Source organism: Streptomyces finlayi, assembly GCF_014216315.1.
GTDB classification, from domain to species: domain Bacteria; phylum Actinomycetota; class Actinomycetes; order Streptomycetales; family Streptomycetaceae; genus Streptomyces; species Streptomyces finlayi_A.
In genome coordinates, this window is record NZ_CP045702.1 from 779,514 (window position 1) to 802,768 (window position 23,255).

19 protein-coding genes are annotated in these 23,255 nt (G+C 71.5%); 4 read left to right on the top strand and 15 right to left on the bottom strand.

From position 1 onward, the window contains the following. Nucleotides 1-6 precede the first annotated feature (6 nt). The 3 genes from F0344_RS03690 to F0344_RS03700 form a co-directional block, all read right to left on the bottom strand. Nucleotides 7-1,233 (bottom strand): aminotransferase class I/II-fold pyridoxal phosphate-dependent enzyme, encoded by a 1,227-nt coding sequence (locus tag F0344_RS03690; protein ID WP_185297390.1) that lies wholly within the window; start codon nt 1,231-1,233, stop codon nt 7-9. A 340-nt stretch (nt 1,234-1,573) separates the two neighbouring features. Further along, complete coding sequence (locus F0344_RS03695) at nt 1,574-2,422, bottom strand: SMP-30/gluconolactonase/LRE family protein (protein WP_185297391.1); 849 nt, start codon at nt 2,420-2,422, stop codon at nt 1,574-1,576. Next, entirely contained in the window at nt 2,419-3,192 is a 774-nt protein-coding gene (locus F0344_RS03700; RefSeq protein WP_185297392.1) for an IclR family transcriptional regulator, read from the bottom strand. The genes F0344_RS03695 and F0344_RS03700 overlap by 4 nt, the downstream gene beginning before the upstream one ends. A 190-nt stretch (nt 3,193-3,382) precedes the next feature. On the opposite strand from F0344_RS03700, the gene F0344_RS03705 reads away from it, so the two are divergent. The 3 genes from F0344_RS03705 (at nt 3,383) to F0344_RS03715 (ending at nt 6,198) form a co-directional block, all read left to right on the top strand. Then, nucleotides 3,383-4,894, top strand: a complete 1,512-nt coding sequence (locus F0344_RS03705; protein ID WP_185302498.1) for a bifunctional phosphatase PAP2/diacylglycerol kinase family protein — start codon at nt 3,383-3,385, stop codon at nt 4,892-4,894. Between the two features lie 81 nt (nt 4,895-4,975). Continuing rightward, nucleotides 4,976-5,785, top strand: coding sequence for a methyltransferase domain-containing protein (locus F0344_RS03710; protein WP_185297393.1), 810 nt, complete (start codon nt 4,976-4,978; stop codon nt 5,783-5,785). Between the two features lie 59 nt (nt 5,786-5,844). After that, nucleotides 5,845-6,198, top strand: a complete 354-nt coding sequence (locus tag F0344_RS03715) for a VOC family protein (RefSeq protein ID WP_185297394.1) — start codon at nt 5,845-5,847, stop codon at nt 6,196-6,198. A 5-nt stretch (nt 6,199-6,203) separates the two neighbouring features. Here F0344_RS03715 and F0344_RS03720 read toward each other — a convergent pair whose 3' ends face one another. The 3 genes from F0344_RS03720 to F0344_RS03730 all read right to left on the bottom strand — a co-directional run bounded on the left by F0344_RS03720 (nt 6,204) and on the right by F0344_RS03730 (nt 9,587). Further along, nucleotides 6,204-6,743 carry an AAA family ATPase gene (locus tag F0344_RS03720; protein WP_185297395.1) on the bottom strand — a complete coding sequence of 180 codons (540 nt, stop codon included), beginning with the start codon at nt 6,741-6,743 and terminating at the stop codon, nt 6,204-6,206. An 88-nt stretch (nt 6,744-6,831) separates the two neighbouring features. Continuing rightward, complete coding sequence (locus F0344_RS03725) at nt 6,832-8,793, bottom strand: DUF5107 domain-containing protein (protein WP_185297396.1); 1,962 nt, start codon at nt 8,791-8,793, stop codon at nt 6,832-6,834. Nucleotides 8,794-8,948: 155 nt separating this feature from the next. After that, a complete protein-coding gene (locus tag F0344_RS03730) occupies nt 8,949-9,587 on the bottom strand; it encodes a LysE family translocator (protein WP_185297397.1) in 639 nt (212 codons plus the stop codon). 219 nt (nt 9,588-9,806) lie between these two features. On the opposite strand from F0344_RS03730, the gene F0344_RS03735 reads away from it, so the two are divergent. Then, on the top strand, nt 9,807-12,164 hold the full coding sequence (locus F0344_RS03735; RefSeq protein ID WP_185297398.1) for a glycoside hydrolase family 95 protein: 2,358 nt from the start codon (nt 9,807-9,809) through the stop codon (nt 12,162-12,164). 27 nt (nt 12,165-12,191) lie between these two features. Here the strand turns inward: F0344_RS03735 and F0344_RS03740 are convergent, their stop codons facing one another. The 9 genes from F0344_RS03740 to F0344_RS03780 all read right to left on the bottom strand — a co-directional run bounded on the left by F0344_RS03740 (nt 12,192) and on the right by F0344_RS03780 (nt 23,253). Further along, nucleotides 12,192-14,264: a SpoIIE family protein phosphatase gene (locus F0344_RS03740; protein WP_185297399.1), complete on the bottom strand. Its 2,073-nt coding sequence runs from the start codon at nt 14,262-14,264 to the stop codon at nt 12,192-12,194. Nucleotides 14,265-14,380: 116 nt separating this feature from the next. Continuing rightward, the gene (locus F0344_RS03745; RefSeq protein WP_185297400.1) at nt 14,381-14,620 is read right to left on the bottom strand and encodes a LapA family protein; all 240 of its coding nucleotides are present in this window, start codon (nt 14,618-14,620) and stop codon (nt 14,381-14,383) included. Nucleotides 14,621-14,764: 144 nt separating this feature from the next. Continuing rightward, nucleotides 14,765-16,552, bottom strand: coding sequence for a CocE/NonD family hydrolase (locus F0344_RS03750; protein ID WP_185297401.1), 1,788 nt, complete (start codon nt 16,550-16,552; stop codon nt 14,765-14,767). Between the two features lie 127 nt (nt 16,553-16,679). Then, nucleotides 16,680-17,624, bottom strand: coding sequence for a S66 peptidase family protein (locus F0344_RS03755; RefSeq protein WP_185297402.1), 945 nt, complete (start codon nt 17,622-17,624; stop codon nt 16,680-16,682). Beyond that, on the bottom strand, nt 17,621-19,636 hold the full coding sequence (locus tag F0344_RS03760; RefSeq protein ID WP_185297403.1) for a prolyl oligopeptidase family serine peptidase: 2,016 nt from the start codon (nt 19,634-19,636) through the stop codon (nt 17,621-17,623). Before F0344_RS03760 ends, F0344_RS03755 begins: the two co-directional genes overlap by 4 nt. Nucleotides 19,637-19,654: 18 nt before the next feature. Continuing rightward, nucleotides 19,655-20,998: a M20/M25/M40 family metallo-hydrolase gene (locus F0344_RS03765; protein ID WP_185297404.1), complete on the bottom strand. Its 1,344-nt coding sequence runs from the start codon at nt 20,996-20,998 to the stop codon at nt 19,655-19,657. Continuing rightward, a complete protein-coding gene (locus tag F0344_RS03770; RefSeq protein ID WP_185297405.1) occupies nt 20,991-21,824 on the bottom strand; it encodes a M55 family metallopeptidase in 834 nt (277 codons plus the stop codon). Before F0344_RS03770 ends, F0344_RS03765 begins: the two co-directional genes overlap by 8 nt. A gap of 135 nt (nt 21,825-21,959) precedes the next feature. Then, nucleotides 21,960-22,385, bottom strand: coding sequence for a hypothetical protein (locus F0344_RS03775; protein WP_185297406.1), 426 nt, complete (start codon nt 22,383-22,385; stop codon nt 21,960-21,962). A 340-nt stretch (nt 22,386-22,725) separates the two neighbouring features. Then, nucleotides 22,726-23,253: a hypothetical protein gene (locus F0344_RS03780; protein WP_185297407.1), complete on the bottom strand. Its 528-nt coding sequence runs from the start codon at nt 23,251-23,253 to the stop codon at nt 22,726-22,728. Between the last annotated feature and the right edge of the window lie 2 nt (nt 23,254-23,255).

Sequence of the window (23,255 nt, forward strand, 5' to 3'; positions counted from 1 at the left end):
GCTCCTTCACCGGAGTTCGTCGAGGGCACCTGCGAACATGCTCAGCGCCTGGGCGACGTGCGGCAATTTCAAGGGCTCCACCGCGGTGAGGGACTCCGACTCCTCCTCCTTGGTTGACCCGAGCAGCGGCCCGGTTCCCAGCCGCACCCGCAGCGCGCCCAGTTCGTCCCCGAATCGGTGACCGCCTGGCGTGGGGGCGCCGAGCCTCCGCGTGAGGTACTCCTCCAGCTCCATGGAATCCGTGACCCCGCGAGCCGCCAGTCGCGGGCGGAGCGGACCGAGGTCCGCGTACAGATGCCGGCCCGCCTGCGGGGGCCTGGCCAGGGCGCCCGCCGTGAGTACGGCGCGGTGCGCGGCGGCGGCGACGGCCGCGTGGAGTTCGGCGGCCTGCCGCATCCTCAGCACGACGGCCTCCGGTTCGCGCAGTGCGTGGGCGGCGGCCGGGGCGACGGGTCCGGCGACGAGGGCGCCGAGTGCGGTGAGGACGTCGAGCGTACGGGCGCGGCACGCGGCGGCCCGCTCGGTGGCCGGGAACCGGGCCACCGCCACCGGCCAGCCCGCCGGCGTCAGCGCGCCCGCCAGATCGCACAGGACCGTGACGTCGTCGGGGAACATCTCGGCCGGGCTGAGCAGGACCGTGTCGTGCGGCCGGTGGAGGGTGTCGCGCCAGGTCTCGTCGCTGACGATGTGCAGCCCCTCCCCGACCGCCGCCTCACACGCCTCCAGGACGAGCTCGGGCGGGGCGATGGTGGCGGTCGGGTCGTCGACCACGGAGAGCAGCAGAAGCTTCGGCGTGCCGCCCTCGGCGCGCACCCTGCGGACCGTTTCGAGCAGGGCGAAGGGGTCGGGGATACCGCCGCACTCGGCGGGGGTCGGTACGTGGTAGGCGGGGCGCCCGAGAAGCCGCGCCTGCGGCATCCACGAGGCAGGGCAGGGACGCGGCATGAGGACGTCGCCGCCGTGCGCGGCGATCACCGCCAGCAGCAGGGGCTGGGCGCCGGGGGCGGCGGCTACGTCCTCCGGCGCGGTGCGCAGGCCCCTGCGCACCCAGTAGGCGGCGGCCGCCTCGCGCAGGTCGTATCCTCCGCCGGGCGGTTCGGGGTGGGTACGGGCGGCGGCAGCGGCCAGTACGGCGGCGAGCTCCGGGAGCACGGGAAGGCAGGGGTCGGGGGCGGGCGGTCCGTACCGTACGGGTCCGTGGTCCACCCGTTGCTCACGCCCGGTCCCCTGCATCGGGCCTCCTCCGCCGACGGTCCCTGTATCGCCCTCACGGCCCTTTATACGGAGGTTTCCCCTTGCCCGCCCGCGCACGCGTCATCCCGTGCGGGGCCTCCGCCTGACCGGTGGGTGCCGGGTGGGGCACGGTCAGCCGCACCTCGGTGGCACGGGTACGAACAGGTCCCCGGGGCCGATTGGCCACCCCAGGTGGGACGGCCCGCAGGCACCCACCGGCCGGTCCGGGGCCGTGCAGGAGGGGCCCCGGGCCACCCCGCACGGGGGGACCACAAGGGCGCCGCACCCCCACCCAGCCCGTGCGGCGCTTGAGGACGAAAAAGCCGGCGCCCACCCGGCCTCAGCCCGCGAACGCCGTACCCGGCATCCCCCGCCCCACGTCCGGGAGCACCAGCAGCGAACCCGACAGCGGATGCGGCGCAGCAAGACCCGTGCGGGCCGTCGAGACGTACAGATCACGCAACCCCGGCCCCCCGAACGCGCAGGCCGTCGGCCGCCGCACAGGCAGCTCGTACGTCCGGTCCAGCCGTCCGTCGGGCGCGTACCGGCGTATCGCCCCGCCGTCCCAGAGCGCGACCCACACCGCCCCTGCCTCGTCGACCGTCAGCCCGTCCGGCAGACCCGCCCCCGCCTCGATCGTGGCGAACGGCCGCCGGTAGACGGCCTGCTCCCCGGTGAAGTCGAGAACGTCGATACGGCACGTGACCGAGTCGATGTAGTACATCCGCCCGCCGTCCGGGCTCCACCCGGTCCCGTTGCTGCACCCGACGACACCCAGCGCGTCCCTCGCCGTGCCGTCCCCCGTGATCCGCGTCAGGCTCCCGCCGGTCTCGTCCTCGTCGTAGCGCATGGTCCCCGCCCAGAGCGCCCCGTCCGGCGCCACCGCCGCGTCGTTGCCGCGCCGCCCCGGGACGGGGTCGTGGACCAGCCAGGAGAACGCGCCGTCGGCGTCGTACAGGCCGATGCCGTCGCGGAGGTTCACCACCAGCCCGCCACCCGCACGCGGCTTCGCCGCCCCGACGTGCTGCCCGGTCGCCATGACCGTGCGGCGGCCGGTTCCGGGGGCGTACGTGTGGACGCGCGAGCCGAGGATGTCGACCCAGATCAGCCGGTCGGCGGCGTCGTCCCAGGTGGGCCCTTCGCCGAGCTCCGCCTGTTCCCGTACGGCTGTCTCGACGGTGTACGTCATGCCTGCGCCTTGCCGTGTCCGAGCCGGGCGGAGAGCGCGTCGGCGCCGCCCGCAGCGAGCCGGGCCAGCTCCGCCTCGCGCTCCTCGGTCCAGCGGATCATGGGGACGGAGATGGAGAGCGCGGCCACGACGAGGCCCGCCCGGTTGCGCACGGGCGCGGCCACACAGCTCACATCCGGGTTGGACTCCCGGTGCTCGACCGCGATGCCCCGCTTGCGTACGCCGGCGAGCGCGGCCCGCAGCTCCGCGGCGTCGGTGACACTGTTCGCCGTCATCGCGACGAGTTCACGGCCGTCGAGGCGGGCGTCGAGCTCGGCCTCGGGCAGGGCCGCGAGCAGGAGTTTGCCCACGGAGGTGCAGTGGGCGGGCAGCTTCCGGCCGGCCGCCGAGACCATGCGGACGGCGTGCGTGGAGTCCACCTTGGCGATGTAGATGACTTCGGTGTCCTCGAGGATGGCCACGTGGACCGTCTCCCCGCAGCTCTCCGCGACCTCGCGGGCGACCTGCTGCCCCTCGGCGGCCAGGTCGAGCTGCTCGGCGTACCGGCTGCCGAGCTGGTAGGTCCGTACGCCCAGCCGGTAGCGTCCGGGCTGCTCCGGAATCGTCACCAGGTAGGAACGGGCGGCGAGAGTGGTGAGCAGTTCATGGACGGTGGTGCGCGGCAGCTGAAGCCTGCGGGTGACTTCGGGAGCCGAGAGGGTTCCGTCACCCTGAAGGAAGAGTTCCAGTACATCCAGCGCCCGGGTCACCGCTGGGACGAGTCGTCCCATGTTCTCCCACCCATTTCGTTTGTTCGACACTCCGGTCAATGGCCGGAATCACGAACGCAGGCTAGCCGCAGCAAACTTACCCGGGCAACGGCGAGGACCGAACTCGTTGACCTCGCAGCGTTTCGACGTGCCGGGATTCCGGATGCGCGTCTCCTGGTTCGACCTGGCACGACAGGGTATTCGCTGTGCCATGCCCCCATTCAGATCAAGCTTCACCGTCCGTTCGGCGGCCTGGCTGCGCCGACGCGACCTCGCCGCCTTCGAGAGCGTGGCCGGCCGGCACTGGCCGGGCGCCGAGCCGCTGCTGCCCCGGCTGAGCCGGAGCGCGAACCACGGTCTGCTGTGGTTCGGGGCGGCGGCCGGCATGGCCGCACTCGGCGGCAGCCCACGGGCCCGCCGCGCGGCGTTGCGCGGAGTCGCCTCGCTGGCCGTCGCCTCGGCCGCGATCAACACGGTGGGCAAGAGCGTCGTGCGCAGGAAGCGTCCGGTGCTCGACACGGTTCCGGTGATACGGAGACTGAAGCGCCAGCCGTTCACGACGTCCTTCCCCTCCGGGCACGCGGCATCCGCCGCCGCCTTCGCCACCGGCGTCGCCCTGGAGTCGAAGGGCTGGGGCGCGGTCGTCGCACCGGTCGCGGCGGCGGTCATCGCCTCGCGGGTCTATACGGGCGTGCACTATCCGAGCGATGTGCTGGCCGGTGCCGCGCTGGGCGCCGGGGCGGCCTTCGCGTTGCGCGGGGTCGTACCGACGCGGGGGCAGTTGTCCGCACCGGGGAGACCGCCGACCGACGCACCCGTACTGCCGACCGGTGAGGGTCTGGTGGTGGTCGTCAACCAGGAGTCGGGTTCTGCGGCGGCGGCCACCTCGCTGCTGCGGAACGCGCTGCCGCTCGCGGAGGTCGTGGAGTGCGCGCCGGCCGATCTGCGCGGGGCCCTGGAAGAGGCCGCCGAACGGTGTCTGGCGCTGGGGGTCTGCGGAGGTGACGGGACGATCAACCGTGCGGCGGCCGTCGCGGCCGCGCACAAGCTGCCGCTGGCGGTGTTTCCCGGTGGCACGCTGAACCACTTCGCGTACGACCTGGGGATCGAGACCGTGCAGGACGCAGCCGCCGCACTCGCCTCCGGTAGCGCGGTCAGGGTGGACCTGGGCCGCGTCCGGCCCGGGCCGGACGGGCCCGGCGGGGCGGACGGCTGCTTCGTCAACGCGTTCAGTCTCGGCGTGTATCCGGAGCTCGTACGGACCCGGGAGCATTGGGCGCCACGTATCGGGGGCTGGCCGGCGGGTGTCCTCGCGGCGTTCGAGGCGCTGCGCGGCAAGAGTCCGCTGGAGGCCGAACTCCAGGGACGCCGACGGAGGTTGTGGCTGGTGTTCGCCGGCAACGGGACGTTCGAGCGGATGGGGCCGATGCCGGGGCGCCGGCACAACATGGCGGACGGCCTGCTGGACGTCCGGGTGGTGCACGGTGGCCGCACTCCGGGGCTGCGGCTGCTTGCGGCGGCGGTCGCCGGCCCGCTGACACGGTCGCCCGTTCACGCGGCTGTGCGTCGGCACCGCATCCGGCTGTCCGGTCTCGTGCCGGGCACCCCGTACGCGTACGACGGTGAAGTGGCCCATTCCGGAACGGAGTTGATGATCGACAAGCTGCCGGAGGCACTCACGGTCTACTGCCCGATGAGCCATGACCACATGACCACATTATGAGATAGATATCTCATCATTCAACACCCCGCAGTACCGTGCCTCCACCTGCTGTCGAAGCACTCCCGGAGAGGACGTGCGGTCATGTCGAAGGAGACGGCCGTCTACACCCATGGTCACCACGAGTCCGTACTGCGCTCGCACCGCTGGCGGACCGCGGTCAACTCGGCCGGCTACCTGATCGGCGGACTCCGCCCGGGGATGACCGTGCTGGACGTGGGGTGCGGTCCCGGCACCATCACGGCCGATCTGGCGGCCCTGGTCGCCCCGGGCCTGGTGACCGCGGTGGACATCACCGAGGACATCCTCGGCCCCGCCGCCGAGGTGATCGCCGAACGGGGCCTGGAAAACGTCGAGTTCGCCACGGCCGATGTGCACTCACTGGACTTCCCGGACGACTCCTTCGACGTCGTCCACGCCCATCAGGTCCTCCAGCATGTGGGCGATCCCGTCCGGGCGCTGAGCGAAATGCGCCGGGTGTGCAGGCCGGGCGGCATCGTGGCGGCGCGCGACAGCGACTACGCGGCGATGGCCTGGTTCCCTGAGGTCCCGGGCCTGACGGAGTGGCAGGAGGTGTACGGGCGGGTGGCCCGCGCCAACGGCGGCGAGCCCGACGCGGGACGGCGACTGCTCTCCTGGGCCGGGCAGGCCGGGTTCACCGACATCACCCCGACCGCGGCCGCCTGGTGTTTCGCCACTCCGGAGAGCCGCGCCTGGTGGAGCGGCCTGTGGGCGGACCGCACGACGGCCTCGCCGTACGCCGAGCTCACGGTGCGGGGCGGCCATGCGAGCACGGAGCAGCTGACGGCGATCGCCGCCGCCTGGCGCACCTGGGGCGAACAGGACGACGCGTGGTTCCTGGTGCCGCACGGCGAGGTGCTCTGCCGCGCCTGAGGGCTCGGTCAGGCAGGAACCGATCACATGTGCCGGGGCGGCCAATTACCCTCCTAGGCATGGAAATCCTCGGAACCACGCTGCGGATCTGCGTCGACGACCTGGACGCGTCGGCGGCCTTCTACGAAGGTCTCACGGGCGCCCGGGCGCTGCGCTTCGAGCGCGGCGGGGTCTCGGCCGCCGCGATCGGCTGCTTTCTCCTGATGAGCGGCCCGGAATCGGAGCTGGAGGTGCTGCGCAAGGTCTCGGCGACGATCGCGGTCAAGGACGTCGACGAGGCCCACGCGGCGCTGACCCGCGTGGGGGCACGGATCGTCGCCGGTCCCGTCCCGACCCCCGCCGGACGCAATCTGATCGCGCTGCACCCCGACGGCTCGGTCTTCGAGTACGTGGACCGCAAGCCGGCCGTCTGACGGGATCAGTTCCCGGGGAGCGAGCGTGCCAGCACTTCGTCGGCCAGCTCGTACGTGGGCCGGCAGCCGTCCAGGAGGACGGTGCCGGCCCGTAGCGTGATGACGGCCGCCGCACACCGGGGGATCTGCGCCTCGCACCATTTCCGCACGGCCTCGTCGCGCTCCGGGTCGTCCGGGTTGACGACCCGGACGCGCAGGCGCCGCTCCAGTTCCGCGGCCGGCACGTCGAGGAAGAAGTGGCGCACCGCCGCCCCGGCCGCGTCGAAGGCGCCGAAGATCTCGTCGGCGTACCGCGGCTCGACCAGGGTCATCGGGACCAGCACCGGCTTCCCGTACTCCCCCGCGAGCCCCAGGGCGAGATCGGCGACCTGGCGACGCCAGAGCGCAAGGTCCTGGAAGTCGCCCGCCGGCACCCCCGGGATGCTCCGCAGGAGGAAGCCGGTGAGCTCGGGATCGTAGACGAGAGCGTCGGGCAGGCGGCGGTGCAGTTCGGCGACGAGAGTCGTCTTCCCGCTGCCGAAGGCCCCGTTCACCCAGATGATCACGTGTTGTGCCCTCTTCCCCTGTCCGTCGACGCGGCCCCGCTCCCAGCACACTCCGCCGAACGCCGCACATGGTGTCTCCCGCCGGTGATCAGTGCTCCGGGCGCATCCGGTAGTTGTACCCGTCCGGGAGCGGATCGTCGGTGACGGCCTTCCAGAGCTCACCCAGGATCTCGGCGCCTTCCCGTAGGTCGGCGACCTCGAATCCGCTGTCGAAGAGGGCGCGGACGGCGGCCGTATCGCCTTCGGCGAGCTGGATACGGGCTTCCAGGAGGCGGAAGCGGCCCCGGTCGCGGAGTGCGGGGGGCAGTGCGGACCAGGTGCGGCGAGCGGATACCGGGCGGTCCGCGGCCAGTTGGGCTTCGATCGTCTCGCGGGCGAGTGCGTCCCTCGCCGATGCCCAGGCATCGCCGTCCTGCCGCGCCAGGTCGTCGAACGCGTCGCCGTAGTGGTCGGCGGCCCGTGCGGTCTGCCCGCTGTCCTTGGCGGCGACGGCGAGGCAGCGCAGGAGGGGCCAGCGGGCACCGGCGCGCGACAGGCCGCGTTCCCAGCTGCGGACCGCCTGGGCGCGGTCGTCGGCGTGCCATTGGGCGACACCGAGGTGGTATTCGGTGAGGGGGTCGGCGGGGGCCGTCTCCAGCATGTCACGCCAGTGCCGGGAGACCAGGGAAGGGCCCGGAGGGGTGGCGGCGTCCGGCTCGCTGAAGGTGCCGGAGCGGAGCAACTCCACCCATGGTTGCTGCTGTTCACCGAGAGTGGAGTCGGGGAACGGGGTGCCGGGGAGTTCGTATCCGGCCCGCAGGACTTCCAGGGCCCCCCACCCGGAGCCGGTGGCGAGGCTTTCACCCGGTTCGGTGTCGGCGCAGGCGCGCCATGCCTCATGAGCGGCGTCGACGGTCTCGCGCGGCAGGGCCCTCTCCAGCCGCCCTTCGGCCTCGGCCCGGGCGCGGTCCCAGTCCGCTCCGTGCACGGTCGCGGCGTCCGTGGAGAGCGGGCCGTAGGACTCCAGCCAGCTGAACTCGCCGCCCGGTTCGAGGGGGACGTGCTCCAGCTGGGTACGGGCGAGACCGGCCTGGATCTCCGCGTAGCCGCCGGTGCCGGGCTCGGTCAGCCAGTTCTGCCAGCGGCGGCCTCCGGGACCGCTGCCCCAGAGGAACAGCTTGCGGCCGCGCAGGAGGTCCGTGGACGTCTGGACGAGCCCGTTGCCGTCCTCGTCCAGCGATGCGATCCAGCGGCGTGCCCCGTCGGGAACCTCGTAGAAGTAGTCGGCGGGGTGTTCGCTGCGCAGCGGGTACGTTCGGTCGATGCCGCCGTTCTCCGGGACGGGGACACGGCTCAGTGTCCGCTCGTACCCGAAGTGCCATGCCTCGTCGGCGGGAGCCAGGACACGCGTCCCCTCGCTTTCCGGTACGGCGATGTTGGACCACCAGTACACGGGGACGGGGTGCTCGTGCGGGTTGCGGACGCGTACGCCGACGTGCAGGAACTCGGAGTCGTCGGGGAGCCACAGGTCCACCTGGAAGGGCAGGTCGCGCAGCCGCTCCCACTCCCAGAGCCGGACCATGGTGCCACCGTCGGGGGCGGGGACCAGGGCGGCGTGGACCGGGGCGCAGGCGAGGGTGGTGTGGCCGGTCGCGCCGATGTTCCACTCGATTCCACCGGAGAACCAGGCTCCGCTGAGCCCGAAGGCGGCGGGCTGGAGCACCGGGTTGCGGTAGAGCAGCTCGCGGCCGGTCGGCTTGTGGTGCAGGGAGTGGATGCGGCCACCGAGTGCGGGAAGGACCGTGACGCGCAGCCGGTCGTTCTCGATGACGATGGTGTCCAGAGCGGTGGGCGTGCGTTCGCGCCCGTAGCCGTCCAGAATCCTTGTGGGCAGGACGGTGCGGAGCGGTTCGTGGCCGAGTTGCCGTGCCATGTCACGCGGCAGGCCGGCCCGCTCGCGGTGGTCGAGCGTGTGCGGCTCGTCGAGTGGCCGCAGCGCGGGCAGTGGGTTCTCCGGGCCCAACGGTGCTGCGGGCAGGGTCAGTACGGCACGTCGTACGGTCGTGGCCAAAACAACCTCGCTCCCTCGCGCGGGCCGCCACAGGTCCGGGCGCCCCCCGATGACCATGGAACACGCTGGACGCCTCCCCGGCCAGGGGCTCAGCCGTCCGTCTTGGGCAAAGGCCCCGGTGAAGAGGAGTCCGAGATTCCTTATGGCCGCCTCCGTCACTCCTCGCGGCCGGTCACCGCGACGGTGACGCCGAGACCGATCATCGTCAGCCCGCCGACGCCGCCGACCAGGGCGAGCCGCTGCGGTGAGCGGGCGAACCAGGTCCGTGTCGTGGCCGCGACCAGACCCCACACGCTGTCCGATGCCAGCGCGATGACGTTGAAGACCAAGCCCAGCAGCAGCATCTGGGCGGAGACGTGACCCTGTCCCCGGTCGATGAACTGCGGCAGTACGGCGGCGAAGAACACCATGGTCTTGGGGTTGGCCACACCGACCACGAAACCCTCCCCCAAGGTGCGCAGATTTCCGTGCACGGGGCCGTCGCCGCTGAACGCGGCGTGCTGCGAGCCGCGTTGCCACACCGCCTTGATGCCCAGATGGACCAGGTACGCGGCTCCGACGAGCTTCAGCATCGTGAAGGCGAGGACGGACCGCTCCACGAGCGTCCCGACGCCGAGCGCCACGGCGACGACGAGCACATACCCTCCGAGCGTGTTTCCCACGACCGTGGTCAGCGCGGCGCGGCGTCCCTGCGCCAGCGCCCGCCCGATCACGAACAGCACACTGGGGCCGGGGATCACGATCAGCAGGAACGACATGGCGGCGAACGCCACGAGTCGGTCGGTAGACACCATGCGGGCATGTAAGCACGGACGGCGTCGAAGCCCGAGGCATTTTCCCGCATGGGGAAGCGTGCAGGAGGTTCTGAAGTTCATCCGATGTCTTGTCGGGTGCGCACAGCGATTCAGGGTCTATTGCGGTGCCGACGGCACACTCTCTAAAGTCAACCCCAGGAGTCATCCGACCTCTAGCGAGCCGCGAGGTCCACGACAAGCAGAGACGAGGGGCCATTCATGTCACGCACCCCCACAGGCGCCGGGCAGACGCTCCGGTACGACAGTCCCGCCACGGACTGGGAGCGTGAGGCACTCCCCCTCGGCAACGGCGCCCTGGGCGCCATGGTCTTCGGCGGCGTGGCCCGCGAGCGGCTCCAGCTCAACGAGAAGTCGCTGTGGACCGGCGGTCCCGGCAGCAAGGAGGGGTACGACCACGGGGACTGGCCCGGACCCCGGCCGGACGCGATCGCCGAGGTGCGCCGGATCATCGACGAGGACGGGGCGATGAAGCCCGAGGACGTGGCGCGGCGGCTCGGCAATCCGGCGTATGCGAGCACGGACAAAATCCCCGGCTTCGGGAGCTACCAGAACTTCGGCGAGCTCCTCCTCGATGTGCCGGAAGCGCCCGCCTCGCCCGTCGGCTACCGCCGCTGTCTCGACCTCGCGGAGGCGCGTGCCACGGTGACGTATCAGGGCGGAGGCGACGGTGAAGTCCGTTACCTCCGTGAGTATTTCGCCAGCCATCCGGCCCAGGTCGTCGCCGGCCGCCTCGCGGCCGACCGGCCGGGCCGGATCTCCTTCACGCTGAGCTTCGACGCCGCCCAGGAGGGGGCCGTCGTGACGGCCGAGGGCGGACGGCTGCTGATACGCGGCGTGCTCGCGGACAACGGTCTCGTGTACGAGGGCCAGGTGCAGGTCCTCCAGCACGGGGGGACCCGGACCGACGGCGACGGCCGGATCACGGTGACCGGCGCGGACAGCGCCACCTTCGTCCTCTCCGCAGGGACCGACTACGCCGACACGTGCCCGGAGTACCGGGGCGCCGACCCGCACACGCGCGTGACGGAACTCGTGGACCGGGCCGCCGGGCAGCCGTACGAGGAACTGCGCGCCGCTCACGTCGGTGACCACCGCGCACTGTTCGGGAGGGTGGGGCTGGATGTCGGCGGGCGGATGCCTGACCTGCCCACCGACCGGCTGCTCGGTTCCTACACCGGCGGCGACTCCCCCGCCGACCGGGCACTGGAGTCCCTCTACTTCGGCTACGGGCGGTACCTGCTGATCGCCTCCTCCCGGGCGGGATCACTTCCCGCGAACCTCCAGGGCGTGTGGAACAGCTCCAACACCCCGCCGTGGTGCGGGGATTACCACACCAACATCAATGTGCAGATGAACTACTGGCCGGCCGAGGCGACCCATCTCGCGGAGACCGCGGAGCCCTACCATCGCTTCATCGAGCAGCTGCGTGAACCGGGCCGCAGGACTGCCGCCGCGATGTTCGGCACCGAGGGCTGGGTGGTCCACCAGAACACCAACTCCTTCGGGTTCACCGGTGTGCACGACTGGCCCACGTCCTTCTGGATGCCGGAGGCCAATGGCTGGCTCGTCCAGCAGCTGTACGAGCACTACCTGTTCCACCGGGACGAGGAGTACCTCCGGGCCCGTGCCTATCCCGTGATGAAGGAGGCGGCCCGCTTCTGGCTGGCGAACCTGCACACCGATCCGCACGACGCGGCCTTGGTGGTGTCCCCCAGCTACTCGCCCGAGCAGGGCGACTTCACGGCGGGCGCGTCGATCTGCCAGCAGATCGTGTACGACCTGCTGACGAACACGCTCGATGCGGCCGAAGTCCTCGGCGGGGAGAGCGAGTTCCGTGCGGAACTGACGGCAGCTCTCGGCGCGATGGATCCGGGTCTGCGGATCGGCTCCTGGGGGCAGCTCCAGGAGTGGAAGGCCGACCTCGACGACCCGGCGGACACCCACCGGCACGCCTCGCACCTCTTCGCCCTGCACCCAGGCCGGCAGATCGAGCGCGGTTCCCCGTTCGCGGAGGCGGCCCGGGTCTCGCTCACGGCGCGTGGCGACGGCGGAACCGGCTGGTCCAAGGCGTGGAAGATCAATTTCTGGGCGCGGCTGGGCGACGGCGACCACGCCGCGAAGATGCTCGCCGAGCAGCTGAGGTCCAGCACCCTGCCCAACCTCTGGGACACCCATCCGCCGTTCCAGATCGACGGGAACTTCGGTGCCACGGCCGGGATCGCGGAGATGCTCCTGCAGAGTCACAGCCGCACCGGTGTCGTGGACGTCCTGCCCGCGCTGCCGGGGCGCTGGGCCGAGGAGGGCTCCTACGAGGGCTTGCGGGCCCGGGGCGACTTCACGGTGGGGGCGACCTGGCGGCAGGGCTCGGCGACGGAGATCCGGATCGCGTCGGGCAGCGGAGTCACGGCGAAGCTGCGCAGCCCGCTCTTCGACGGAGCGTTCCACGTCGAACGGTCCGACGGCCCCGGTGGACCGCCCGGCGGGTACACGGTGCGGGACGGCGTGCTGAACCTGCCCACCCGTGCGGGCGAGGCGTACCGGATCACCGCCGCGTAGAGGCCTGACCCCGGCCGGTTCGTGCCGTCAGTCACCGGCGGCGTGCGGCACGAACTCGCACCACACCGCCTTGCCCTCGCCCCGGGGCTCGACGCCCCAGCGGTCGGCGACCGCCTCGACCATCATCAGCCCCCGTCCGGAGGTCGCCGCCTCGCCGGGTGTACGCCGGTGCGGGCGGACGCTGGAGCGGTCGTTCACCCAGAGGCGGACCCGGCGGTCCGGCTCCAGCAGGACCTCCAGGGTGACGACCGCACCGCCCTCGGTGTGCAGGAGGACGTTGCCCAGAAGTTCGCCCGCCGCCACCTCCACATCGTCGGCGAGCACCCCGAGACCCCAGTGTTCGAGGCTGTGCCGCAGGGCCGCACGGGCCTCCGCCAGGCCTTCCGGGTCCGCCTGGTGGATGTACTGATGGATGCGTGGTGCCTGCGCCGTCCCCAGGTCCGGGTTCCTGCGCAGGACCAGGAGGGCGATGTCGTCGCCCGACTTCGCCCGCGCCCACATCCCTTCCGTCACGTGGTCGGCGAGTGCTTCCGCCTCCGCGGGGCCGGTGCGCACGGCCTCGGCCAGGGCATCGAGACCGACCTCGATGTCGAGACCCGGCTCCTCCACGAGTCCGTCGGTGCACAGGACGAGGGTCTCGCCCGGCACCAGGTCGAGCCGTGTCTCGGGGTACTCGTCGTCCCCGAACACCGTGGCCAGCCCCAGCGGAAGCCCGCCACGCAGCCTCGGCCAGCCGATCCGGCCGTCGGTGTGCCGCACCATGGGCCCCAGATGACCGGCCCGTACCGCCTTCGCGGCGCCCGTACCGAGATCGACCTGTGCGTAGGTACACGTGGCGAAGCGTTCGGTGTCGAGTTCCGCCAGGAAGCGTGAGGCGCGCGCCAGCACGGTGGACGGGGTGTGGCCCTCGGCCGCGTAGGCGCGCAGGGCGATGCGGAGCTGGCCCATGATCGCGGCGGCGTGGGTGTCGTGGCCCTGGACGTCGCCGACGACGATGCCGATGCGTCCCCTCGGCAGCAGGATCACGTCGTACCAGTCACCGCCGACGTCCCGGCCGCTCCAGGCCGTCCGGTAGCGCACGGCGATCTCGGCGCCGTCCACGTCGGGGATGTGGCGCGGCAGCATGGCGGACTGGAGGTCGGTCGCGAACTTCCGCTCCTCGTCGAAGAAGATGGCCCGTTGCAGGGACTGTCCGACGATGCCCGCGAGGCCGATGCACAGGTTGCGGTCCTCGACCGAGAACTCGGTGCGGTCGCGGTAGAAGAGCCCCAGCCCGCCGATGGAGCGGGCCTGGGCGACCAGGGGCAGGAAGGCCGCCGCGTCGAGCCGGCGTCGCCGGATGTACGGGCCGAGGCTGGGGAAACGGTCGGCCAGGGCGGGCAGCGAGGCCACGAAGCGTGGCTGCTGGGTCAGGACGGCCTCGGCGAGCGGCTGTGAGTGGTCCGCGAGGGGGAACGAGTTTTCGACGTGGTCGAGTTCCATCTCGGTGAGCATCGACATCGGCTCACCCGCGAGGCCGACGAGCTTCAGTTCGCTCCCCTCGACCAGCCCCAGCACCAGCCCGTCGGCACCGAAGCGCTCCATTCCGCCGGGGCCGGTGAGTACGGCGGTGACATCGGCGACGGTCACGGCCTGCGAGAGCGCCTCCGTGGTGCCCTGGATCATGGCGGTCATGCGCTGTCTGCCCGCTTCGAGCGGGCTGACCACGCTGAACTCGGACAGGTCCGTCGTCGCGTTCCGTACGATGCCGAGCACGCGAAAGGGCACGCCGGCTTCGTCACGGACCAGGTGGCCACGGATATGCGTCCACTGCCGCAGACCGTCACGCCGCCGGATCTGGAAGTAGCCGCCGTAGGACGGAAGCCCGGCGTCCACGGCCTTGCGCAGCGCCGTTTCGAGCCGGGCGCACTCCTCCGGGGGGACGCGCCGGGCCAGTGAGTCGGCCATGCCGTCGAATTCGTCCGGGCGCAGATCGAAGACGGCCAGGCCGCCCTCGTCGAACACGAACGTGGACCGTTCCAGGTCCCAGTCGAACGTGCCCATGCGGTTGAGGACCAGCCGCTTCTCCGCACCGATGTCCGGTCGATCACGTGCTGCCATGCGTACGCTCCACAGGGGCCGGTCTCACCGTGACTGCTGGTCCCGTGCTGTCCCGAGCATAACTTTGCGGCGTGTCCCGCGCACGGCCGCCGGAACGGGGCCGACCACGTCCGCCCTCACCTGGTGCGGCGGCGGAACACATACCCCCCGCAGACCGCCCCGGCCGCGAAGACTCCCACCAGCGCGAGCCACAGCGGCATCGTGACCTCGGGAATCCACAGACGGATGGTGACGTCGCCCGTGTTCACAAAGATGAAGACGACCGCCAGAACGGCCACGGCGATGACGGCGATCCGGCCGGGGGTGAGCAGGCCCTTCCCGGTCGTTCCGCCGCTCGATACGTCCTTGGGGCTCATGGTCCGGCCTTTCGCTGGAACCTCGTCGGCGGCACCCCGCAGCCGCCCCCGGCTCCCATGGTCCCCCACCCCGGGCACGGAGAGCAGCGGTGTACCGCCATTCGGGTGACAGCGTCCGCAGTCCGTGGCCGGTGAGCCGACCGGTCAGCCCGCCGGCACCACGGGCAGCTCCAGCACCCCGGTGTCTCCGGGTGCGCTGACGACGGTGACGGGCTTGATGCCCCGGTTGCCGAAGTACGCGGTGTCGCTCGCCGCGATCACGAACCGGAGCCGGTGCCCCGCCTCGTACCGGTGCACGATGCCGGGCAGTTCCACGGTGAAGGGTCGGGTGACGTCGGGGACCCGCACCGGGGAGACCAGGCGGTTGACCAGCTTCTGGCTGCCGTCCGGGGCCACGTCGTAGACCTTCGCGAACAGGACCAGTCTGTCGGAGGCGTCACCGCTGCTCTGGACACGCTCCGTCTTCGGCGACACGACCTTCAGGGTGGCCTTCGGGGCGCCGACGACATCGACGGGCGCGGTGAGCGGCGCACTGGTCCAGCCGAGGTACGTGCCCTTCGTGTCGTAGGGCGCGCGGTCGGGCAGTCCGGTCAGACCGGCGAGCGAGCTTTCGGAGTGGCTGGTCGGTACGGGCCAGTTGTTGTACTGACGGCTGCCCCGGACGACCTCGGACCGGTTGTCGACCAGCTTTCCGTCGCCCGAGAGGTACATCGCACGCGAGAGGGCGGGCAGGGCGCCGGCCGTGCCGTATCCGCTCCGCCAGCTGCGGTAGTACGCGAACGCCGGTCCGGTGCCGGTGTCCTTCTTCCGGAGGTAGCGGTCGAACCAGGCGAGCACGCGCCGGCCGACGTAGCTGGTCTCCAGGTTCCCTTCCGAGAGGTTCAGTTCACCGGGGACCTGGCCGCCGCTGTGCCCCCACGACTGCCAGATCATCTTCGCCGTGGTGCCCCGCGCGGTGAGCGTCTTGTACGTGGCGGTGGCCTCGTTCAGGTTGAACAGGCTGTCGGACTGGCCCTGGACGAGGAGGGTCGGCGCCTTGACGCGGTCGAGGTACGAGGCGGGCGAGACACTGCGCGCGTAGGCGAGCATCCGGTCCGTCTCGTCCTCGGGGTAGCGCCCGGAGTTCAGCAGGCGGATGGTCTCGCAGGCCCGCGCCGCGAAGTGGAGGCAGGTGAGGCTGCCGAATCTGGACGGGTCGAGGCTCGCCTCGATCAGCGTCTGCCCCTCCCCCATCAGATAGAAGCCGTTCGTCCACTGCCACTTGAAGACGCCGGGGGTGTCGGAGGAAACACCCTGACGCGCCCCGGTGTTGTTGGGGGCGAGCGCGTAACCGAGGTCGTTCCAGGTGATGAGCGGGACGAGGGCGTCGACCCGGTGGTCGACGGCTGCCGTGGCCAGTTGGACCGCCCCGCCGTACGAGCCGCCGATCATGCCGACGCGCGGGTCGCCCGCCCCGTCCTGCGTGACGAAGTCGGCCTGGGTGCCGTCGTCGGCGGCGCGGGACCCGGCCAGGAAGTCGAGGAGCCCGGAGGCCGCCCTGCCGTCGACGGCGGGGTCGTCGAGGGTGATGAGACAGCCGGATCTGCCGAAGCCGAGACCGGAGTAGACGAGGCCGACGTACCCGCGCGCCGCGAAGGCCTTGCCGATGGCGTCCGTCGATCCGTCGGACTTGCTGCCGCCGAACCCGTTGGTGGCGAGGACGGCGGGCGCGGGATGCGCCGCGTCGACGCCTGCCGGGCGGTAGAGGTCGGCGTCGACGGTGCAGGAGCGCTCGCCCGCCCGGACGGTGAACTTCAGCGGGGTGACGGTGTACGGAGACGTGTCCGCCCGGGCCGGACCGGCGAGTGCGAGGGGTGCGGCCAGCGCCGCGCTCGCTGCGAGGACAAGCGGTTTGCGGAACCTGGAGACAGCACCTGACACGAAGACCTCCACACCGACGAAACCTTACCGACCGGTAAGTACCGGGCCCCGATCATGCTGTGGCAGGCGTCACAGGCGTGTCAACGCTCCAGGCGGCGTTTCCTGAATCCCGCTCAACTTCTGCACGCTTCCGAGGAATTCAGGCGAGCGCCGGCAGGTCCGCGGTGAGCGTGCACCGGCCGCCGTCCTCCGGTGCGTCCAGCACGGCGGGCACACCGAGCGGAATCGTCAGCGCCGTCGGGCTGTGTCCGAAGCCCAGCTCCTCGACCACCGGGACGCCCAGACCACCGAGCCGGTCCACGAGCACGGCCCGCACCCCCTCGTAAGGACCGCAGTCCACCCAGGAGCCGCACGCCACCCCGGAGATCCCGTCGAGGGCGCCGGCGCGCAGCAGTTGGGTGAGGATGCGGTCGATCCTGTACGGGTCCTCGCCCACGTCCTCCATGATCAGCAGCCCGCCCCGGGCCGACCTGCGGGCGTGCGCGGCGCCGATGTCCGCGGCGAGCAGGCTGACGCAGCCGCCGTAGGTGATGCCGCGGGAGCGGCCCGGGACCAGTGCGGTCGCGGACTCCAGACCGAGCGTGCGGACCGACTCCGGCTCGAAGAGGGTGGCGCGCAGGGACTCCTGGGTCGCGCTGTCCTTGAGGAAGGGCTCGGTGGCGACCATCGGTCCGTGCAGGGTGGAGATCCCCGTCCGTACCGCGAACGCCTCGTGGAGCGCCGTGATGTCGCTGTAGCCGACGAACACCTTGGGCCCGGCCGCCCGCATGGCCGTCCAGTCCAGGAGGTCGACCATGCGGTGGGCTCCGTATCCGCCGCGGGCGCACAGCACGGCGTCCACGGAGGGGTCGCACCAGGCGTCCTGGAGGTCCCGGGCGCGGCCCTCGTCCGATCCCGCCAGGTAGCCCAACGCCGGGTGCCCGTCCAGGACATGGGGGGCCACCACGGGGTCCAGATCCCAGCCGCGCAGCAGGTCGAGCCCGGCGTCGAGCCGCTCGGCGGGTACGGGTCCGCTGGGGGCGACGACGGCGACCCTGGCACCCGGCCGGAGGCGGGCGGGCCGGGTGAGGGGCTTGAGCGTCACTTGGTCAGCTCCAGTCGCGGTACGTCGGGGAGGTCGATGCCGAACGTCTGGGCGTACAGGGACAGTTCGGCCTCCAGCGCCCGGATCAGGGTGTCCGCGCGCCGGAACCCGTGGCTCTCCCCCTCGAAGGCGAGGTACGCGTGCGGGACGGCCCGGCCGGCCAGTCGGGCCAGGAACCGTTCGCACTGCACGGGCGGGCAGATCACGTCGTCGAGCCCCTGGAGCAGCAGGAACGGAACGGTGAGCCCTTCGGTGCGGTGCATCGGTGACCGCTCGTCGTAGCGCTCCGGCACCTCGGCGAACGGCCCGACGAGCGACTCCAGGTACTGCGACTCGAAGTCGTGGGTCTCGCCGGTGGCCCAGCCCGCGAGATCGAGGATCGGGTACTGGATCGTCCCGCAGGCGTAGACGTCGGTACCGGTCAGCGACGCGGCCGCCGTCCAGCCGCCGGCGCTGCCGCCGCGTACGGCCAGCCGGTCGGGGTCGGCCGCCCCTTCGGCGGCCAGTGCCTCGGCGACGGCGGCGCAGTCCTCGACGTCCACGACACCCCACTGTTCGCGGAGCCGTTCGCGGTAGGCGCGGCCGTAACCGGTGGAACCGCCGTAGTTGACCTCGGCGACGCCGATGCCGCGGGAGGTGAAGTAGGCGATCTCCAGGTCGAGCACGAGCGGGGACTGCCCGGTGGGGCCACCGTGCGCCCAGATCACATAGGGGGCCTTCTCGCCCTCGGGGCCGATGTGGTCGGGGTGGTGCGGCGGGTGGACGTGGGCGTGGATCTCACGGCCGCCGGGTCCGGTGAAGGTGCGTTCCCGCGGCTGGGAGTAGTACGCGGGGTCCACGGCGTCCTGGTGGTGCGCGCCGATGATCCGGGTGTGCCCGTCGGAGGTGTCCAGTTCGACCACCTCGTAGGTGGTGTGCGTGCTCGCGGCGACACCGATGACCCTGGTTCCCCGCACGGCGAGCGTTCCGGCCCAGGCGGTCCAGGGACCCGCCACGTCGGCGAGTTCGCCAGTCTCCGGATCGAGTACGCCGAGCCGGGTGGTGCCCGTGCCGTGGATGACGGCGATCAGTCCGTTGTCCAGAACACGGAACCAGCGCAGCCCGATCCGCCACAGGGGGCCGCCGAACTCCTCGCTCCGGCCGCCGCAGATCCCGCTGCTCGGTACGACGGAGCCCGCCGGGGCGTCGGGGCGGATGCGCTGGAGTTCCCACCAGCCACTGACGTCGGAGACGAAGACCAGGGAGCCGTCGTGGTCCCATTCGACCTGGCAGACGGACTCGTCGGTGTCGCCGACGAGCGGGTGGACGCCGGTGAAGGTGTCCGCCTCGGTGATGTCCGCGACCATCACCACGGTCCTGTCCCAGGGCATCTGAGGGTGGTCCCAGGCGATCCAGGCGGCCCGCCGTCCGTCGTGCGAGATCTTCGGTCCGGTGACGAACCGGTGCCGGTCGTCGGAGAGCTCCCGTACGGCTCCGCGGTCCTCGGCGGCCGAGCCGTCCAGCGGCACGGCCACGATCACCCGGCGGACGTCGGTCGGCGCCTCGCCGGTGAACTCCTCCATGACGCACAAGACCTCGCCCTGCGCACCGCTCTCCGTACGGACCGGGCGGAGCTGCGGGTCGGCCCAGCGCAGCCCGTCACCGACGGCGGACACGGGGGTGAGCGGCCACGGGTCGCGGGGGCCGTCCGGTTCGTACGCGTACAGCCGCTGGTCGTCGAAGTGGACGAAGACGATCAGCGGTCCGCCCTCGGAACGCTCGGCCCCGGCCCAGGGCTGCCCGCCGTACTCGATGACCCGGCTGCGGGCGTTCCAGGGTGCGGGCAGCGCCGACGCGGTGGTGCCGTCCGCGCGGCGGCGTACGAGGGCGCGGCGGCCCCCTTCGGCCGGGCGCGGCTCGGTCCACCACACTTCGTCGCCGATGGCGTCGACGTACTCGGGCCGGCCGTCGTGCGAGGCGGCGAGTGCCGCGTCGATCGGCGACGGCCAGCTTCCGTAGGGCGCTGTGGCCATGTGATTCCCCCGTATCGGTCAGGCGGTGCGCAGATAGTGGTCGAGGACGCGGACGCCGAAGTGCAGGGCGTCGACGGGGACCCGCTCGTCGACGCCGTGGAACATGGCCTGGTAGTCGAAGCCGACGGGCAGCTTCAGTGGCGAGAAGCCGTAGCCGGTGATGCCGAGCCGGGAGAACTGCTTGGCGTCCGTGCCGCCGGACATGCAGTAGGGCACGACGTGGCCGTCCGGGTCGAAACGCTCGACGGCGGCGCGCAGTCTCGCGTACGTGGGTGAGTCGACGGGGGCCTGGAGCGCGACCTCGCGGTGGTGGAACTCCCAGGAGACGCCGGGTCCGGTCAGCCGGTCCAGGGTCTCGTGGAACTCGTCCTCACCACCGGGCAGCATGCGGCCGTCGATGAAGGCGGTGGCACGGCCAGGGATCACGTTGACCTTGTATCCGGCGTCCAGCATCGTCGGATTGCTGCTGTTGCGGACGGTGGGTTCGACGAGTGCGGCAGCCGGTCCCAGCTTGCCCAGCAGTTCGTCGACGTCGAACCCGGGGGCCTCGGTGTCGACGGGGATGCCGTGCAGTGCGGCGATCTCGGTGAGAGCGGCCCGGACTGTCGGGGTGAGCCGTACCGGCCAGGGGTGCGCGCCGATCCGGGCGACGGCCGAGGCCAGGGTGGTGACGGCGTTGGCCCGGTTGACCTTGGAGCCGTGCCCGGCCTTGCCCTCGGCGGTCAGCTTGAGCCAGCCGGTGCCGCGTTCACCGGCGGCGATCGGGTAGAGGGACATGCCCTCGCCCGCGTGGAAGGTGAAGGCCCCGGACTCGCTGATGCCTTCGGTGCAGCCGTCGAAGAGGCCGGCGTGGCGGTCGACGAGGAAGCCCGAGCCGTCCTCTGCACTGGCCTCCTCGTCGGCGGTGTACGCGATGACGATGTCGCGGCGGGGGCGGACTCCGGCGCGCGCCCAGGCGCGTACGACGGAGAGGACCATCGCGTCCATGTTCTTCATGTCGACGGCCCCGCGGCCCCAGACGACGCCGTCGCGGACCTCCCCGGAGAACGGGTGCACGGTCCAGTCGGCGCTCTCGGCCGGGACGACGTCCAGATGCCCGTGTACGAGGAGGGCGTCGGCGGAGCGGTCCGTGCCCTCGATGCGGGCGACGACGTTGGTACGTCCTGGCGTGCGCTCCAGGAGGGCCGGTTCCAGTCCGGCGGCGGCCAGCCGTTCGGCCACGTACTCGGCTGCCGGGCGCTCCCGGCAGTCGCCGCCGCCCCGGTTGGTGGTGTCGATCCGGATCAGTTCGGAGGTGAACGTCACCGATTCGTCTAGTGCCTGCTCGTCCACCGGACCGAGCGGGCTGGTCGCCTCAGCCATATTGTTCCTCCACGGCGGACGACACGATGGTCGTCACCGCCTTGAACGTGCGAATACCTTCGTACATCGTGCCGCTCGTGTAGGCGACACGCCGTTCACCGGTGGGCGCCACGCCGGGTACGACGGTGGCGGCAGCGGCCAGATGCTCGGCATCGAACTCCAGCTCCACCGTATAGCCGCCGCCGGTGACCGGTGACCGCCGGACGGCCAGCGCGGTGGCGTCCGCGGCCGCGGCCCTGATGTCCGCGGCGGTCCGGGTGGGGGTGCGGCACACCGCCGCGTACCGCGACACGTGGTCCTTCACCGCGACCTTACGGGCGTCGGGCGCGTATCCGTCGGCGTCCACGCAGGTCAGGTCGTCCCCGGTGACCAGGACGACCGGGACTCCGTACTCGGCGGCGACGTGCGCGTTGAGCAGTCCCTCGCTCGCGCGCACGCCGTTGAGCCAGACTCCGGTGATGGAGTTGGCCAGATAGGTGTGGGCGAGCACACCTTCCGTACCGGCCCCGGTGTGATAGCCGACGAACGCGACGGCGTCGACGTCACCGTGCTGGATGCCCTCGACCATCGAGAGGGACTTGTGCTTGCCGGTGAGCATCTGGACCCGCTCGTCGAGCCTTTCCAGGAGCAGGTTGCGCATGCTCCAGTGGGCTTCGTTGACGAGCACCTCGTCGGCTCCTCCGTCGTAGAAACCGAGGGCCGCGGCGTTCACGTCGGAGGTGAACATGGAGCGGCACCGCTCCCACTGCGGAGTTCCGGGCAGCACATCGGCGGGCCACGTCACTCCCGTGGCGCCCTCCATGTCCGCGCTGATGAGGATCTTCATCGGCGTCACGTTACGCGTCGCCACGCGAGCGGGCCAGAACCACTGGAAGGTTTAATGGTCCAGTCCTGTGAAGCGGGTCGTCTTCACCGCCGGGGAGAGCTCGGCCGGCCAGGCGCCGCGGCACAGGTGTGGCGGTCACTCCGCGAACGGGTCTCCTACCCGGTCGCCCCATGCGAAGACGTACGCACCTCTTTCCCGGTCAGCCCTGACCGTGATGCCCGGGTCCGCCGCGCCGAGCCGCTCACCGAGCCAGCCCGCCATGCACACCGCGGCGACCTCGGGCCGGTAGTCGGCCACGGGATATACGAGAGCGTGCACCTGAATCTGGACACCGTCCGGGTACGCCTCGGTCAGCTGCCGTCGCATCAGCGAAGCGCCGAAGGCCAGCCAGACGAGATCCTTCCAGAAGATCCCGGCGGGCGGCAGCGTGAGCCAGATACCTCGGTGCACCGTGGTGCTGTGCTCCGGCCGGACATCGACCGGCCGGAGCTCGGCGTCCAGTTCGGCCGCCAGGCCGCCCAGGGGCGCCGACCACCGACGGAACGCGAAACTGCTTCTCACGGCTCTCCTCTCATGTTCCCGTCGGCCATCTATGTTTCCGGCCCCGCTCCGCCGTCGCGCGGACACGTGGCACAGGCCAGTGCCCCGACAGCCCCGCCGCCGGTGCCCGGGACGCTGTGACCGGCCAGCACGCCGGCTGCCCCGGCACCCACGACGAGACAGGCAGTCGTGAGTCACAGCAGGCCCCTTCCACCACGAGCGGTGCGGACAGCATGACTTCCCTTCGTCGCACAGTTGTCGCAACCAGAATGGGCCCCGCCGGTCGGATTCGCCGAACCGGTGGGGCCCATTCTGTTCATCTGCCGCTGTGCCGTCTCATCGGTTCGTCAGTCCCGTCGGTTCAGGAAGGGACGACGACCGAGCGAAGGTACACCGTGTAGGCGCTGTCGTTGGTCACGTCCACCGAGACCGTATACGTGGGCGACGGGCCCGGTTCACTGGTTCCGTCCGAAGAGCCCTCGAGGTAGGTCCGCCCCGGTCTGCTCGACCAGCCGGCCTCGTCGGCGTCCTCGACGTAGAAGCCCTTGCGCATCTCACTGCGCGGAACACCGATGCCGTCCAGGAACATCTCCATGTCCGTCTTCGGCAACCGGAACGTGAGGCAGAGGCTGTACGAGGACCATCCGTCGCTGATGAGGGAGTACACGTCCTGCGCACCTGGCGGAACGTTCAGCCGGTGCAGGTCCAGGACCTTGGCCGACGGGGCGCCGGATGTCAGTCGCCCCTGCTCGTCGGAGACCGTCTGCTTCGGGTCCGTACCGGAGCTCGTGACGGCTCCGTTCACGCCGCTCTCCTGTCCGCACCCGCTCACCCCCGCGAGGAGGACCGCCACGAGCAGCACGCCGACAGCGGAATTCGCTCTCCCCATGG